The organism is Kutzneria sp. NPDC052558 (assembly GCF_044547355.1).
Classification (GTDB): domain Bacteria; phylum Actinomycetota; class Actinomycetes; order Mycobacteriales; family Pseudonocardiaceae; genus Kutzneria.
In genome coordinates, this window is sequence record NZ_JBIUAG010000026.1 from 71031 (window position 1) to 85448 (window position 14418).

Genomic DNA, 14418 nt, shown 5'->3' on the forward strand with positions numbered 1-14418 from the left:
CTGCTCAGCTGTTCTGCGCGTCGGCGGTGAACTGGCCGATGCGGAAGATCACGAACTCGGCCGGGTAGGTCGGCGCCACCCCGATCAGGCAGATCAGCCGGCCGTTGTCCAGGTCGTTCTGGGTCATGGTGGTGCGGTCGCAGCGCACGAAGTACGCCTCCTCCGGCTTGGTGCCCATCAGCGCCCCGGACTTCCAGGTCACCAGCAGGAAGTCCTCGATGGACTGCCGGATGTTGGCCCACAGGCTCTCGTTGTTGGGCTCGAACACCGCCCACTGGGTGGCCTTGTCGATGGAGTGCTCCAGGTACGCGAACAGCCGGCGCACGTTGACGTACTTCCACTCCGGGTCCGAGCTCATGGTGCGCGCGCCCCAGACCCGGTTGCTGCGGCCCTCGAAGAAACGCAGCGCGTTGACGCCCTCCGGGTTGAGCACGCCCTGCCGTTCGAAGGTGACGTTGGCCGCGAACCCGCTGATGCCGCTGATCACCTCGTTGGCCGGGGCCTTGAACACGCCGCGCTCGACGTCGCTGCGGGCGTAGATGCCGGCCACCGAGCCCGAGGGCGGCAGGGTGATGATCGGCGTGGGAGCGCTGGGATCGGGCGAGGCGGTCGGGTCGACCATCTTCAGCCACGGGTAGTACAGCGCCGCGTAGGAGCTGTCGAACTGGGCCCGGAAGTCCCGCACGCCCGAGATCGAGCTGTCGGCCGGCGGGTCGATCACCGCGATCCGGTACTTCTGCTGCTCGCAGTGGGTGATCAGGTTCTGCACGGCGGTCTGCTGCGAGGCCGGGTCCAGCCGGACGCTGTCCGGGGTGGCCACGATCGCGATGTCGTCGACCTCGTCGAGGGCGAAGATGCCGGTGGCCACGGCGGTGGCGCTGTCCGGGTCGGCGGCGTTGCCGTTGATCAGCTCGGCGGTGACCGCGCCGTCGGTGCCGCCGGCCAGGAACTGCCACGGGGCCGGCGACGCGGCGCCGATCAGGCCGAGGAACAGCTTGGCCGGCGTCGGGGCCGGATTGACCGCGGTGTCCAGCCAGAGCTGGGCCAGGTCATCGGTCGGGTGCACCGGGTGCAGGACCTTGGTGATCGCCCGCGGGTGGTTGTCGCCGACCTCGAGGCCGTTGTAGGCGTCGACCCGGCCGTCGTCGTTCTTGACGGTCACGTTGAGGGTCAGGTGGAACACGGCCGTGCCCACGGTGACCGGATCGAAGCCGTTGGGTCCGGCGTAGCCCCACTTGCCGTTGCTCTTGGCCACGATCCGGATGGTGGTCTCGACCGGCAGCTGCCCGTCGGCCGGCTTGGAGCCGCCGGGCAGCACCTCCACCGCCGCGCCCGGGGCCACCCCGTTGAGCGTGTCGCCGACCAGGATGTTCTTGCTGCGCTGCCATTCCACCCGGACCTGAAGCTCGCTGCCGGCGAGCCCGGGCCAGCGGGCCCGCCAGACCGCGATCGGCGCGCCCCCGCCGACCGGCAGCGAGGCGAAGTCGGCCAGCGCCGGCGCGCCCTGCGGGCCGCTGAACTCGAACACCCGGGCCACGTACAGCCGCTGGCCGCCGTTGGCGAAGAACGCCCGCGCCGCGTAGGCCAGGTAGTTGCGGGTGTTCTCGCCGGAGCCGTTGCCCGAGCCGGCGTCGCCGAGGCCGCCGAAGGCCCGCTCGAACTCGGTGAAGTTGGTGACCAGGTAGGGCTTGGGCACCATCGCGAGCTCGCTGTTGTCGGGCAGCGTGAGCACGTAGGGCACCGGGCCGTACCTGGTCACGCCGGCCATGCCGAACGTCGAGGTGGGGACGCCTTCGATCGACCGCGACCGGAAGCTCGTCTCCTCGATGTAGACACCAGGAGTCAGATACTCAGGCATGCGTGTTGACCTCCTCGGTCACTGGTCAGGACGTGAAGACCACGTCACGGGCGACGGCGAGCACCTCGCCGACGGGAACGGTCAGATGCGGGCGGGGCGCGGTCGAGGCGCGGTAGCCGGGCGGAATCGCCAGGCCCCGCACCAGATCATTGTCCAAATCGGACGGTGACGGCGGCGCCGGCGACCGCGGCGCCGCCTCGACCACGAGGTCGGTGAGGCGGTCGGCCGGGTCGGGCGTGGTCGCCGTCGCCGGGGCCGTGACCACGAGGTCGACGTCCAGGGTGTCGGGCGCGGGCGGCGGCAGCGCGCCGGCGCTGCCGATCAGCAGGAAGAACTCGCCGCGGTCGTCGCAGTGGGTCCAGCCGAGAAGTTCTCCCTTGGCCCCCAAGGCGTTCAGCCGGGCCCAGCGCGCCGGCCGGCCGCCGTCACGGACGACTCGCCCCCGCAACGCGGTGGAGCCCCGGGTCGCGCGGTAGGCGGATCCGGGCAGCAGCCAGGGGCGCAGCAACCGCGAGGCGACCGGGATGTACGGGCCGGTGGGCGGGTCCTGGTCGACCGGCAACACCTCGGCCAGCGTCCACAGTGGAATGGAGAATCGTCGGGGCACGAAGCGGCGGTTGGGGTCGTCCAGGCGTAGCACCACGTTCGTGCCGACGCCGGGACCGTGCCGAAGCTTGAACCGGCCGTTGTCGTCGGAGTCCAGCGCCACCTGGCCACGCGGCGTCTCCCGTACGGCCGTGAGGCCCGAGCCGGCCAACGTGCGTGTGGTGGCGTCCAGCGCTTCGACGCCCAGCGCCAGCCGGTGGCGGACGGCGATCGGCCCGGTCACGAGTTCACCTCCACGGTGGCCACCGGATCCGCGGTCCGCTCCGGGTTCCCGTCGATCCGCACCACCCGGGCCAGATACGGCAGCGACAGCCGGTACTGCGTGGTCAGCGCCTCGAAGGCCTCGCTCATCGAGTCCACCGGCAGCTCGTCGGTGACCACCTCGACCGTGTCGCCGGGACCCCACTCGCCGCTGGGATGCAGCAGCGGGCCGGACAGGATGCTGTCGCGTTCCAGCACCTTCACCGCCAGCCCCAGCCACTCCAGCTCGCTCTCCACGTGCGTGTCCCAGGCCGCGACCAGCAGATGCATCCGCAGCGGGATGCGCGGAATGCCGTCACGCGCGGCCACCCCGGACCAGGCCGCCCGCATCGTCGGATCCACCGACACCCGGTAGCAGTACACCGAGACCGCCGGATACCTGATCACCGAGGTCGGGCTGGAGTTGACCTGGTCGAAGTCGTAGGTGCCGGCCAGCACCGCGGTCGGCCGCGGGCCGGTCGGCAGCTGCTGCTCGAACCGACGGTTGAGCAGATCGACGATGCTGCGCCCCGTCGCGGCCAGCGCCCGATGTCCTGCCATGGCACCAGATCGTCGGGACGCCGCGTCACCGCACCGTCGCGCCGCCCGCGACGGTCCGGTGACACCGGCCGCCGAACCTGGGTTCCGCGCGTTCAATGGAAGGGAGCCCCATGAGCACCGAGCAGAGCGAGTGCACCGACTGCGACCCGGAGATCGTCGACTGCCTGCAGTGCAAGGCCCAGGGTGTGGACGCCCAGGCCAAGTACAACGACGACAACCTGCCGGCCCTGCGGGCCGCTCGCACCCAGTACGACACCACCAGGGTCGACTACCGCGCCGCCCGGCACTCGGTCGCCCTGGAGGTGCAGGAACTGCGCCACCAGGCCAAGCTGCTGGTGGAGCGGGTGCGCTGCCTGATCAAGCAGGAGCACGTGGTGCACCGGCTGGACGAGGCGTACCACATCGTCGAGGAGCAGCTGCGCGAATGCGGCTGCGACCAGGGCTGCTGCGTGCACGACAACGGCGAGTTCGACACCAGCACGGACAAGCTGGACGACAAGGCCCTGGCCGAGCGGATCGCCGACTACCAGCGGCGGGTCGACGCGGCCAAGGCGTGCTTCACCGAGCTGGTCAAGGAGCCGGCGGCGCTGGTGGCCCGGGTGGCCGACATCAAGACCGAGCTGTCGGGCATCCAGGCCGACCTGTCCGGCGACCCGGCCAAGACGGACCTGAAGGAGCTGTACGCGCGGGCCCGGGTCGCCGCGCAGCACATTCACGTGGTGTGGCGGGGTTTCAAGCAGACCAACGACTTCGTGGACTGCCTGTGCCGCGCGCTGACCGTGTGGAGCAAAGGGGTCGCGGCCATCGCCATCCTGCTGGGCGAGAAGGCCGTTCGGCAGTGCCACGCGGACGCCCGCAAGGCGCGGTGCGACTACCTGCGCGCCAACACCGTCAAGGAGGTGCTGGCCGTCTACGACCGCCTGGTCTCCCACCACGGCTGCGAAGAAGACGAAGCCGAGGAAACCGACTCCTGACCCCGCGAGTCGCGCTCACGGACAGACCGGATGTCATTCTGAGGCATATGCACGAGGCGTGCATTCGGTATGTGGCTGAGCGCGACTCGCCCGAAAGGGCGGGGGTGGTTGCGGGAAAACGGCGGCGGACGCGGGCAGATGGAGTACATACTGGGGCGGTGGACAGTCTCGCGTTGCTCGGCTGCTTCGGGCTCCGGAGCGGCCACCGCGAGGTGCGGGTCGCCCGGCCCGGGCAGCGGCTGCTGGCCTATCTCGCGGTGCACGGCCCCACCTCCCGCGCGGTCGTGGCCGGCACGCTGTGGCCGGAGGTCAGGCAGGAGCGGGCCGACGGCAGCCTGCGGACCACGGTCTGGCGGCTGAGCCAGGACACCGCCCTGACGTGTCGGAACGACGTGCTCGACCTCCCGTCCGACATCGAGGTCGACGTCGCCGCATTGCGGTCGCGGGCGCTGGAACTGCTGGCCGGCGCCACTCCCCCGGTCGGTGACGGCCACGCCCTGCCCAGCGGCGAGCTGCTGCCGGGGTGGGACGAGGACTGGGTCCGCATCGAACGGGAACGCCTGCACCAGCTTCGACTGCACGCGCTGGAGTCGTTGGCGCACAACCTGATCGTCGCCGCCCGCCATGACGAGGCGATGGCCGCGGCGATGCTGGCCGTCGGGCTGTCGCCGCTGCGGGAGAGCGCTCACCGGGCGGTGATCGCGGTGCACCTGGCCCGCGGCGACCTGGCCCACGCGATCCTCCAGTTCCGGGACTTCGAGCTGACCCTGCGCCGCGAGTGCGGGCTCGTCCCGTCCACCCAGATCCGCGCCATGCTCGCCGGAAACATCTGAGATGGCCATGCTGCGACTGCTCGACGGTTTCCGGTTGTCCCACCACGGCCGGGAGTTGGACGTCGGCCGGGCCCAGCAGCGGCTGCTGGCCTACCTGGCGCTGTGCGGGCCGACCACCCGCGACAAGATCGCCGCCGAGCTGTGGCCGGACGCCTGCGCCGACAGGGCGATGGCCCGGCTGCGCACCACGTTGTGGCGGCTCAACCAGCTCGGGCTACCGCTGATCACCTGCGAGGACGAGGTGCTGGCCCTCGACCCGACTGTCGAGGTCGACCTGGCCGTCACCGATCGGGACCGCGAGTTGCTGCCCGGCTGGTACGAGGACTGGGTGCTGTCCGAGCGGGACCGGTTGCGCCGGCTGTTCCTGGAAAACCTGGAGCGCCTGGCCGAGCAACGGTTGCTGGACGGCCGTTACGGCGAGGCCCTGGAGTTCGCCCTCGCCGCCATGCGCGCCGCGCCGCTGCGCGAGACACCGCATCTGCTGCTCGTTCGGGTGCACATCGAGGAAGGCAATCACCTCGAGGCCCTGGCCGCCTATCTGGCCTACCGCAGCGCCCTCGGGGCCGAGCCCTCGCCGCGGATGCGCCAGCGGGTGGAGAGCATCGCCACGCTGTCCACCCGCGCCACCGGTCAGCTTTTGGCCGGCGACTGAGCGGGCGGGGCCGGTTGCAGGGCGTCCAGTTTGGCGGCCAAGGCCTGGATCTGCTGCGCAAGCGCGTCCAGTGTCGACGCGTTCTGCTGGGAGAGGGCGTCGAGCCGGGCTTGCATCTGCTGGGCCAGCGTGTCCAGCGTGGACTGACCCTGCTGGGCCAAGGTGTCCAGCCTGGCTTGCATCTGCTGGGTGAGAGTGTCCAGTTTGGACTGCACGAGCTGACGGTCCCGCTGTTCGCGGGTGAACTGGTCGCCGTCGAAGGTCTGGCCGTCCACCTGCTGGCTCATGCTCAGGATGCGCTCGAAGATCCGGTCCTGCTTCCACTGCTCCAGGGCCATCAGGAAACCCCCTCCTGCGATGCCGTGCGGGTCGAAGTACACCTGGTCGAGGTCGATGTCGAAGGTGGTCGGGCGAACGGGCGAGAGGTCGCCGGCCCGGTAGAGCTGGATGCCCTCGCGGACGCCGCTTTCCGCGCCACGGAGCCAGAACCAGGTCGCCACCGCCTGGTCCTGGGCGGCGTGCACGACGTCGGCGAAGCCGTGCGCGCCGGTGCGTTCGATGCCGAGCACGGCGGCGGCGCCTTCCAGGTACGCCATGGCCGTGGGCACGCTGATGCCCTGACGGGCCAACCAGTCCCCGGCGGCCATGAAGATCGGCAGCTCCTCGGGGTAGCCGAGCCGCCGGGCGTCGTCGAGCGCCGCGGTCGCGTGCTGGACGCCGGCGTCGCGGCCGCCGGCCGGGTCGTTGGCGTCGATTCCGTGCACCAGCAACACCAAGCGGCCCGAATCGGTCAGGCTCCGGTACGCGCCCGGATAGTGGCTGACGCAGCGGGGATCGCCAGGATAGCCGACACGGCGGAGCAGGACGCGGATGTCGTAGCCGCCGGCGGCGTGGTAGGCGTCCAGTTCGGCGGGCGTGAACTCCCCGCCCGTGTAGTCCGCGCCGTAGGCGTACAGAGTTGGCACCGGTCACCTCGCTCCAGGGACGACGTGACCCCAACCCTGCCCGCCCGGCGTCACCTGCCCGTCACTCGACCTCGAAGCCCTGGTAGCCGGCGTCGGCCTGTTCCTCGCACCGCTGGACATAACGGTCGAACCCGGCGAGGTAGATCATGAACGACCGGGCCTTGCCCGGGATGTTCGCGCCCAGGTACCAGGAATCGGCCCGGCGGTGCAGGGTGTGCGCGGCGGCCGCGTCGATCTCCTTCTTCCAGCGCGCCTCCCACGCCGCGGTGGTCTCGACCCGCTTGTGCCCCTTGTCCTCCAACTGCTCGACGAACCGCGTGATCCAGTCGACCTGCCACTCGGCGCCGGCGATCATCTGCGCCAGCACGCCGGGGCTGCCCGGACCGTGCACGAGGAACAGGTTCGGGAACCCCGCCACCATGATCCCCAGGTACGCGGTCGGGCCGTCGGCCCACTTCGCGCGGAGGTCGATCCCGTCAACGCCGGTGATGTTGAGGCTGGTGAACGAGCCGGTCACGCCGTCGAAGCCGGTGGCCAGGATGAGCACGTCCAGCTCGTACTCGGCGGCGGTGGTCCGCAGGCCGGCCGGGGTGATCTCGGCGATCGGGTCGGATCGCACGTCGACCAGGGTCACGTTCTGCCGGTTGAAGATCTCGTAGTAGCCGGTGTCCATGCAGATCCGCTTGGCCCCCACCGGATACGTGCGCGGGCTGAGCAGCTCGGCCACCTCGGGGTCACGCACCGCCTGTCTGATCTTGCCCCGGATGAACTCCGCGACGATCTCGTTGGCCCCCGGGTGGGTCATGATGTCGTCGAACGTCTGGAGGAACATCAACCCGCTGCGGGCCGACCACGCCTGCTCCAGGATCTCCTGCTGCCGCTGGGGTTCGTGGTCGAAGATGGAGCCGTGCCGCGGCATCGTCGGGTAGAGCGCCGCGCGGTTGGCCCGCATCTCGGCCCGGCGCTCGGCATAGTTGTCCTTCCACTCCCGCTCGTACTCGCGGTCGAGCGGACGGTTGTCGGCCGGCACCGAGAAGGCCGGAGTTCGTTGGAAGACATGGAGATGCTCTACCGTCTCGGCGATCGTGGTGGCAATCTGGATGCCGGTGGAACCGGTTCCGATCAGGCCCACCCGCTTGCCCGCGAGGTCCACTCCCTCCCGAGGCCACCGCGCCGTGTGATGCCACTGCCCGCGGAACGTCTCAAGCCCCGGGAACGGCGGGACGTTCCGGGAGTCGAGGCTGCCGGTCGCGGCGACGACGTACTTGGCCGTGAGGGATTTCCCTTGCTCGGTGGCGATGTGCCAGCGGCAGGTCTGCTCGTCGAACCTCAGCCCCGTGACCCGCGTGGCGAACCGGATCTTCTCCCGCAGCCCGAACCGGTCGGCCACGTGGTTGGCGTACGCCTCCAGGTCCGGCTGGGCCGAGAAGTGCTCCGGCCAGCTCCATTCCTGTTGCAGGTCCTCGTCGAACGAGTAGGAGTACTGCACGCTCTCGATGTCCACCCGCGCGCCCGGATACCGGTTCCAGTACCAGGTTCCGCCTACGCCGTCACCCGCTTCCAGGCACGTCACGTCGAGGCCGAGGCCGCTCAGCCGGTGCAGCGCATACAGGCCGCTGAACCCGGCCCCGATGATCACGACGTCGTGGCTCATCGCGCCACCTCGGCCTGCAACATGACCGGCGACACCGCGAATCCCCGCCGCTCGTACGCCGTCACCGCCCGCTTCGACGAGTGCACGGTCACCCGCTCCAGCCCGAGCTCCTCGGCCAGGGCCAGCAGCCCGTCGATCAGCTGCCCGCCGAGGCCGCGGTCACGGGCCTCCGGCACCACGTACACGCACTGCACGTCACCGCTGGCCCGGGTAAACGACCGCGGCGACGGCACCCGCGGCACGATCGCGAGAAACCCCATGCCCAGCACCTGATCTCCCCGCGCCACGACCAGGCACCGGTGCGTCGCCGCGTTCTGCCGCGCCCACACCGGGAACTCCCGCACGAACGCCTCGCGCCCATCCTCGGGCACGCCGTGCTTCTCCGCCACCCAGAGCCACCGCAGCTCGGCGACGGTCTCGTACTCGGCGGACCGCGCGGGGCGGACTTCGATCTCCGTCATGCCCCCATCTTGGCCCGCGATCTCACCGGAATCGAGTGCTCACAGCGCCACCGGCGTTTCGGTGCGTTCACGGCGGCCCGGCCGGGCGAGCGTGCGCAGGGCGAACACCTGCCGGTGCGTCGGCCTCCAGCGGGTCAGTGCGCCATCCGCCGCCACTCGGGCTCGACCACGATCACGTTCGCCCAGCTCTCGGAGACCGAGTTGTAGATGTGCTGGACCAGTTCCCTGATCGTGGTGAAACGGCGGACACCGGCCCAGGTGAAGCTGCCCGAGTGCACGCAGTGCACCTTGAGCGCGGCCAGGTCGACGTCGGTCCCGAGCTCGGCGGTGGGGATCCCGTTGGCGGTGTGGTTGAGGAACACGGCGAAGTTCGCGTCCAAAACACCCTGCCGGGCGTCGAGGTTCGGGGCGGTCGGTGTCGAGCCGCGCACGTAGACGCCTTCGGCGACATTCGTCAGCAGGGAAAGGAGTTCACGGTTGGCGCGCAGGTACAGCTCGGCGTCCATGCCGTGCAGCTTCCACTTCTTGGCCGGATCGACGACGACCAGCTCGCGGCCGACGACCGTGATGCCGGCGGCGGCCAGCGCCAGCGAGGCCTCGGGCGAGCGGTTGACGACCTCGCCCAGCAGCTCCTCGAACTGCCCGCTGCTGGTGCCGCCGGCCGAACCGGCGAAGCCCGCGCCATAGGTCACGTTGGTCCGGTCGTAGGCGTTGATCGCCTGCGGCGTGCCCTCCCACTTCATCATCCGCCGGAACACCAGCCACCGCATGTCGGTGGCACTGTCGCATTGGGACGGTTTGGTCGTGGCGTTGTTCACCCAGTCCACAAAGGAGGTCGTCGCGTCCACGGTCTCCTGGTAGTTCGGGTCCTGTGCCCGGAAGGCGGTCACCGAGCCCTCGTTCGGGGAGTTTCGCAGGCTGGTGTTGGCGTTCTGCGATCCCTCGTAGCCCAGATAGGCCGAGGTCCGACGGGGAGCCAGGTAGCGTCGCCGGATGCCGGCCCGCGCGGTCTCGATCGACGCCACGACCGAGTCGACGTCCGAGGCCGTCACTCCGGACGCCAGCGGGGCCGCGGTGACGGAACGCCCGTAGGTCGCCGTGGGCAGTTGGCCCGGGGCGGCGCCGAACTGGAGGAACCGTCCCTGCGCGCTCCTGGCCCCGGCACGGATGGGCATGCCCGCGCCGGTCGCGTCCGGGACCACCTCCAGCCAGTTGGACTTGTCCACGGTGACCTGGTCCATCGGGTCCTCGCCGGAGGCGGTCGTCGCCACGGCCAGGCTGTAGCTGTGCACATACCCTTTCAGGCCACCGGCGTTGACCTCGTAGAAGTCGCCGATCTTCGCGGTCACCGCGACCCGCGCGCCCTGCGGGATGTAGGTCAGCAGGGCGCTGTCCGGGTCAGGGCCGGCGCGTAGCGCGCCGAGCGGAGTCTGCACGACGCCCCGGCCGGCGTAGGGAACGCGGACCGGCGGCCCGAACGGCCGGTCGTCCTGGTGGTCGACCAGCGCGGGCTGAATGCCGCGCTGGTCCGGCAGGACACGGGTGATCTCCTGGGCCAACTGGGTGGCCGGCCGGTCCGGGCGTGGAGCCGTCGATCGCGGTGTCCGGTCGTCATCCGCGTCGGCCGTCTGCCGGCGGATGCCGTCGAATCCCGGTGTCTGGTTCATGCCCGAGCCCCCTTGTGCGGTCGGGGGCACTCTGACCGGCCGGCGTCACCCGGCCGTCACCCGCGCCGCTACGGGAAACTGACCAGGTCCTGCACGGTGTGTCCCGGCCCGGCGGCCGCGCCGGTGTTGTTCACGATGTGGGTGATCGTGCCGGCGTTGCTGCCGAGCATCACCGTGACCATGTCGTGGAACTTCACGGTGGCGTTGCTGGGCGTCTCGATGGCGTGGGCGTTGGAGATGCTGGCGTCGTTGAGGAACAGGCAGTAGATCCCCAGGCCCCACGCCTCGTGGCTGGTGACGTTGGCGCCGATCTTGTAGGAGGCCCAGCCCTTGGTCGAGCCGTTCATGTAGGCGCCCTGGTTCGGCGGGTCGTAGGGCATCTCGCTCTGGTAGAACACGGTCTTGCCGCCCTGGCCGTTCCAGATCACCTGGTACTGCTGGTAGTGCTCGGCGAACAGGCCGTACGCGGTGACGTTGTTGCCGTTCACGACCAGGCCGTTGGCCGCGGTGTTGGTGTTCCAGCCGACGCCGCTGCCGTGGTCGGCCCGCCAGATCCAGGTGTCGTCGGTGATCACGTTGTTGCTGTTGACGACCAGCGACTGGGTGGCCTTGCCGACGCCCGCGCCGCCGATGCGGAAGTGCACGTCCGACAACACGGTCGGGTCCGCCGCGTGGCTGGCCGACGAGCCGTTCGGGCCGACCTGCATGAGCACCGGCGAGTTGGTGGTGCCGGCGTCGATCAGCAGGCCGGCGATCTTCACGCCGTTCACGTCGCCGACCGAGACGGCGGTGATTCCGTTGTCCGGCACGAAGGTCGCGATGCCCAGGCCCAGCACCACGGTGTCGGCGCGGGTCACGTTGAGGGTCTGGTTGAGGTGGTAGATGCCCGGCGTGACAAGGAGATTCTTGCCGGCGGCCAGCTGCGCGTTGATCGTCGCGGCGGTGTCACCGGGCTTGACGATGTAGAACTGGCTGATCGGCAGCGAGGTGCCGGCCGGGTTGCCGTTGGCCCATGAGGTGCCCGAGCTGTTGGTGCGCAGCGCCGGCACGAACACGTTGTAGTTGCCGGCGCCGTCGACGTACAGGTAGGGCTTCTCGGCGATCACCGGGGTCTGGGCCAGGGCGGTGTAGGGCGGGTTCGGGAACGAGTTCGACGCGGGCGCGCCCTGCACGCCCGAGAACACCATGTTCCAGTTCCTCCCGGTCCAGGAACCGATCTGGTCGTTGCGCGACAGCCATTGCTGCTGGCTGCCGGACTGCACCTGGCCGGTGACCCGGGAGTCGGCCAGGAAGCCGCCGGAGGACCAGCCGCCGTCGTCCAGCTTCAGGTTCCCGTTGACCTGCACCCGACGCAGCGGGTCGGCCTGCGAGACCGCCCAGGTGTCGGTGCCGCCCGGTGGGTTGATGGTCAGACCCTCGGCGTCACGCCAGAAGTTGAGGGTGGCGTTGCCGCCCTGCCAGTCGGCCTCGACGTGCACCTGGCCGTTGATCGTGACCTGCCCCGGCGTCAACCCGAGGCCGGCGACCTGCTCGTAGAAGCCGACGTTGGCGTCGACGTTATAGGTGCCCGGCTTGAACAGCAGCGCGGTCCGGGCCGAGCCGAACTGGGCCGACTGCTGGGCGTTGAACACCGAGCTCAGCTTGCTCTGGATGCTCGACGCCGACATGGACGGGTCGAAGACCGTCACGTTGGGGCCGAAGTCCGGGGTCGCCGACGGGGCGGCCGAGGCCGAGCCGGCGACCGCGGCGAACGCGGACAGGGTCAGGGCGGCCGCGGCGAGGGCGGCGGTGCGAACACGGGCCACTGGGTCCTCCAGCGTCGGTGGGAGAGGACGGTGTCAGTGGCGGCGCCGACAGGGTCCGATGCTATGAGCGACATGAGGATGCGTCAATACACGCCTTAAACTAAGAGTGCAGAATAGGCCGTTCGCCGGGCCGACAACGATGACGGGCGGCGCCTTCTGGTCACGCCGTCGAATCGGACGTACAGTGCGCAACGTATGGGAGCGCTTCCAGCGCACGCCGCCTCTCATCTGGTTGTTCGCGCACGTTCAGCCCAGGAGGTTTCCCATGACCCACACCCGGCTGCCGCGACCACTGCTCGTCGTCGGCGCCGCCCTGCTCGCCATCGCCTCGGCGACCGCGCCGGCCACCGCCGTGTCCCCACGCGCCGGCTTTCCCTACCAGAACCCGAATCTGCCGATCGCCGACCGGGTGACCGACCTGATGGCCCGAATGACCCTGGACGAGAAACTCGGCCAGATGACGCAAGCCGAGCGGGCCGCGCTCAACCCCCAGAGCGACCTGGCCACCTTCCGGATCGGCTCGGTGCTGTCCGGCGGCGGCTCCGCGCCCAGCCCCAACAACGCCCAGTCCTGGGCCACCATGTACGACAGCTTCCAGCGCACCGCCCTGTCCACCCCGCTGGCCATCCCCATGATCTACGGCGTGGACGCCGTGCACGGCCACAACAACGTGGTCGGCGCGACGATCTTCCCGCACGACATCGGCCTCGGCGCGACCCGCGATCCCGCCCTGGCGTCACAGATCGGCCGGGCCACCGCCGAGGAGATGGCCGGCACCGGGGCGAACTGGGACTTCGCGCCCTGCCTATGCGTCGCGCGCAACGACCGCTGGGGCCGCACCTACGAGTCGTTCGGCGAGACACCGGCCATTCCCACCGCGATGAGCACCATCATCACCGGCTTGCAGGGCGCGACGCTGGGCGGGGCGCCGGCCTCGGTTCTGGCCACCGCCAAGCACTACATCGGCGACGGCGGCACCACCGGCGGCGTCAACGCCGGCAACACCCAGCTGTCCGAGGCCGACCTGCGGGCCATCCACCTGCCGCCGTTCAAGGCCGCCGTCGACCGCGGCGTCGGCGCGGTCATGATCTCCTACAACAGCTGGAACGGCGTCAAGGACCACGGCAACCGGCACCTCATCACCGACATCCTCAAAACCGAGCTGGGCTTCAGCGGCTTCGTCGTGTCCGACTGGGCCGGCATCGACCAGATCGACGGCCAGAGCGGCTTCTCCGCCGCCGACATCGACGCCAGCATCAACGCCGGCATCGACATGGTGATGGTCCCCACCAACTACAAGCTGTTCATCAGCATGCTGCGCACCGAGGTCAACAACGGGCACATCTCGCGGGCCCGGATCGACGACGCCAACCGCCGCATCCTGACCAAGAAGTTCCAGCTCGGCCTGTTCGAGCATCCCCTGGCCGACCGCACCTTCACCCCCACCGTCGGCTCCGCCGCGCACCGGGCGCTGGCCCGCCAGGCCGTGCGCGAATCCCAGGTGCTGCTGAAGAACTCGGGCGGCATCCTGCCGTTGGCCAAGAACGCCAAGGTGTTCGTCGCCGGCAAGTCCGCCGACGACATCGGCCTGCAGAGTGGCGGCTGGACCATCAGCTGGCAGGGCAGCAGCGGCAACACCACCCCCGGAACCACTGTGCTGCAAGGCATCCGCAACACCGTGAGCGGCGGCTCCGTCACATACGACCGCAACGGCAACGGCGTCAACTCCAGCTACACCGCCGCCATCGCCGTCATCGGCGAAACCCCCTACGCCGAAGGCGCCGGCGACCGCCCCGGCAGCATGGGCCTGGATCAGGAGGATCTGGCCACCCTGAGCCGACTTCGCGCCTCCGGCGCGCCGGTCGTCGTCGTGCTGATGTCCGGGCGGCCGCTCGACATCAGCGCCCAACTCCCCGACTGGCGGGCGCTCATCGCCGCCTGGCTGCCCGGCACCGAAGGACAAGGCGTCGCCGACATCCTGTTCGGCAACGCCTCCCCCACCGGCAAACTGCCCATGAGCTGGCCCCAGAGCGCCGCACAGGAGCCGATCAACGACGGCGACGGCAAGACGCCGCTGTTCCCACTCGGCTTCGGACTCACCTGGTGACTCACCTCGCTGGCGGTGGTGTGTCTCGTTCTGGG

At 70.1% G+C, this 14418-nt stretch carries 12 protein-coding genes; 4 read left to right on the top strand and 8 right to left on the bottom strand.

The features are described from left to right. Positions 1-4: 4 nt before the first annotated feature. From ACIG5F_RS35850 to ACIG5F_RS35860, 3 genes are read right to left on the bottom strand one after another with little or no spacing between them, the layout of a single operon-like run. On the bottom strand, positions 5-1858 hold the full coding sequence (locus ACIG5F_RS35850) for a phage tail sheath family protein (protein ID WP_396524417.1): 1854 nt from the start codon (positions 1856-1858) through the stop codon (positions 5-7). A 25-nt stretch (positions 1859-1883) separates the two neighbouring features. Next, positions 1884-2687 (bottom strand): hypothetical protein, encoded by an 804-nt coding sequence (locus ACIG5F_RS35855; RefSeq protein WP_396524418.1) that lies wholly within the window; start codon positions 2685-2687, stop codon positions 1884-1886. Then, positions 2684-3265 (bottom strand): DUF4255 domain-containing protein, encoded by a 582-nt coding sequence (locus tag ACIG5F_RS35860; RefSeq protein ID WP_396524419.1) that lies wholly within the window; start codon positions 3263-3265, stop codon positions 2684-2686. Before ACIG5F_RS35860 ends, ACIG5F_RS35855 begins: the two co-directional genes overlap by 4 nt. Before the next feature lie 110 nt (positions 3266-3375). Here ACIG5F_RS35860 and ACIG5F_RS35865 point away from each other — a divergent pair, with 110 nt between their 5' ends. The 3 genes from ACIG5F_RS35865 to ACIG5F_RS35875 all read left to right on the top strand — a co-directional run bounded on the left by ACIG5F_RS35865 (position 3376) and on the right by ACIG5F_RS35875 (position 5724). Beyond that, positions 3376-4239, top strand: a complete 864-nt coding sequence (locus tag ACIG5F_RS35865) for a hypothetical protein (RefSeq protein ID WP_396524420.1) — start codon at positions 3376-3378, stop codon at positions 4237-4239. A gap of 158 nt (positions 4240-4397) precedes the next feature. Then, a complete protein-coding gene (locus tag ACIG5F_RS35870; RefSeq protein ID WP_396524421.1) occupies positions 4398-5072 on the top strand; it encodes a BTAD domain-containing putative transcriptional regulator in 675 nt (224 codons plus the stop codon). 1 nt (position 5073) lies between these two features. After that, on the top strand, positions 5074-5724 hold the full coding sequence (locus ACIG5F_RS35875) for a BTAD domain-containing putative transcriptional regulator (protein ID WP_396524422.1): 651 nt from the start codon (positions 5074-5076) through the stop codon (positions 5722-5724). On the opposite strand, the gene ACIG5F_RS35880 is transcribed toward ACIG5F_RS35875, so the two are convergent. The 5 genes from ACIG5F_RS35880 to ACIG5F_RS35900 all read right to left on the bottom strand — a co-directional run bounded on the left by ACIG5F_RS35880 (position 5703) and on the right by ACIG5F_RS35900 (position 12276). After that, positions 5703-6689, bottom strand: coding sequence for a glycoside hydrolase domain-containing protein (locus ACIG5F_RS35880; protein WP_396524424.1), 987 nt, complete (start codon positions 6687-6689; stop codon positions 5703-5705). The two genes, ACIG5F_RS35875 and ACIG5F_RS35880, sit on opposite strands and share 22 nt — an antisense overlap. Before the next feature lie 61 nt (positions 6690-6750). Continuing rightward, the gene (locus tag ACIG5F_RS35885) at positions 6751-8343 is read right to left on the bottom strand and encodes a flavin-containing monooxygenase (protein WP_396524426.1); all 1593 of its coding nucleotides are present in this window, start codon (positions 8341-8343) and stop codon (positions 6751-6753) included. After that, positions 8340-8804, bottom strand: a complete 465-nt coding sequence (locus ACIG5F_RS35890) for a GNAT family N-acetyltransferase (protein ID WP_396524427.1) — start codon at positions 8802-8804, stop codon at positions 8340-8342. The genes ACIG5F_RS35885 and ACIG5F_RS35890 overlap by 4 nt, the downstream gene beginning before the upstream one ends. Before the next feature lie 134 nt (positions 8805-8938). Continuing rightward, positions 8939-10471, bottom strand: coding sequence for an SH3 domain-containing protein (locus ACIG5F_RS35895; protein ID WP_396524428.1), 1533 nt, complete (start codon positions 10469-10471; stop codon positions 8939-8941). Positions 10472-10539: 68 nt separating this feature from the next. Then, positions 10540-12276 carry a coagulation factor 5/8 type domain-containing protein gene (locus tag ACIG5F_RS35900; protein ID WP_396524430.1) on the bottom strand — a complete coding sequence of 579 codons (1737 nt, stop codon included), beginning with the start codon at positions 12274-12276 and terminating at the stop codon, positions 10540-10542. Positions 12277-12541: 265 nt separating this feature from the next. On the opposite strand from ACIG5F_RS35900, the gene ACIG5F_RS35905 reads away from it, so the two are divergent. Further along, positions 12542-14383: a glycoside hydrolase family 3 protein gene (locus ACIG5F_RS35905; protein ID WP_396524431.1), complete on the top strand. Its 1842-nt coding sequence runs from the start codon at positions 12542-12544 to the stop codon at positions 14381-14383. The last annotated feature ends 35 nt before the right edge of the window (positions 14384-14418 follow it).

Coding starts and splice junctions, on each gene's coding strand:
- ACIG5F_RS35905 (WP_396524431.1), top strand. CDS start 12,542: ATGACCCACACCCGGCTGCCGCGACCACTGCTCGTCGTCGGCGCCGCC.
- ACIG5F_RS35860 (WP_396524419.1), bottom strand. CDS start 3,265: ATGGCAGGACATCGGGCGCTGGCCGCGACGGGGCGCAGCATCGTCGAT.
- ACIG5F_RS35890 (WP_396524427.1), bottom strand. CDS start 8,804: ATGACGGAGATCGAAGTCCGCCCCGCGCGGTCCGCCGAGTACGAGACC.
- ACIG5F_RS35875 (WP_396524422.1), top strand. CDS start 5,074: ATGGCCATGCTGCGACTGCTCGACGGTTTCCGGTTGTCCCACCACGGC.
- ACIG5F_RS35865 (WP_396524420.1), top strand. CDS start 3,376: ATGAGCACCGAGCAGAGCGAGTGCACCGACTGCGACCCGGAGATCGTC.
- ACIG5F_RS35885 (WP_396524426.1), bottom strand. CDS start 8,343: ATGAGCCACGACGTCGTGATCATCGGGGCCGGGTTCAGCGGCCTGTAT.
- ACIG5F_RS35895 (WP_396524428.1), bottom strand. CDS start 10,471: ATGAACCAGACACCGGGATTCGACGGCATCCGCCGGCAGACGGCCGAC.
- ACIG5F_RS35850 (WP_396524417.1), bottom strand. CDS start 1,858: ATGCCTGAGTATCTGACTCCTGGTGTCTACATCGAGGAGACGAGCTTC.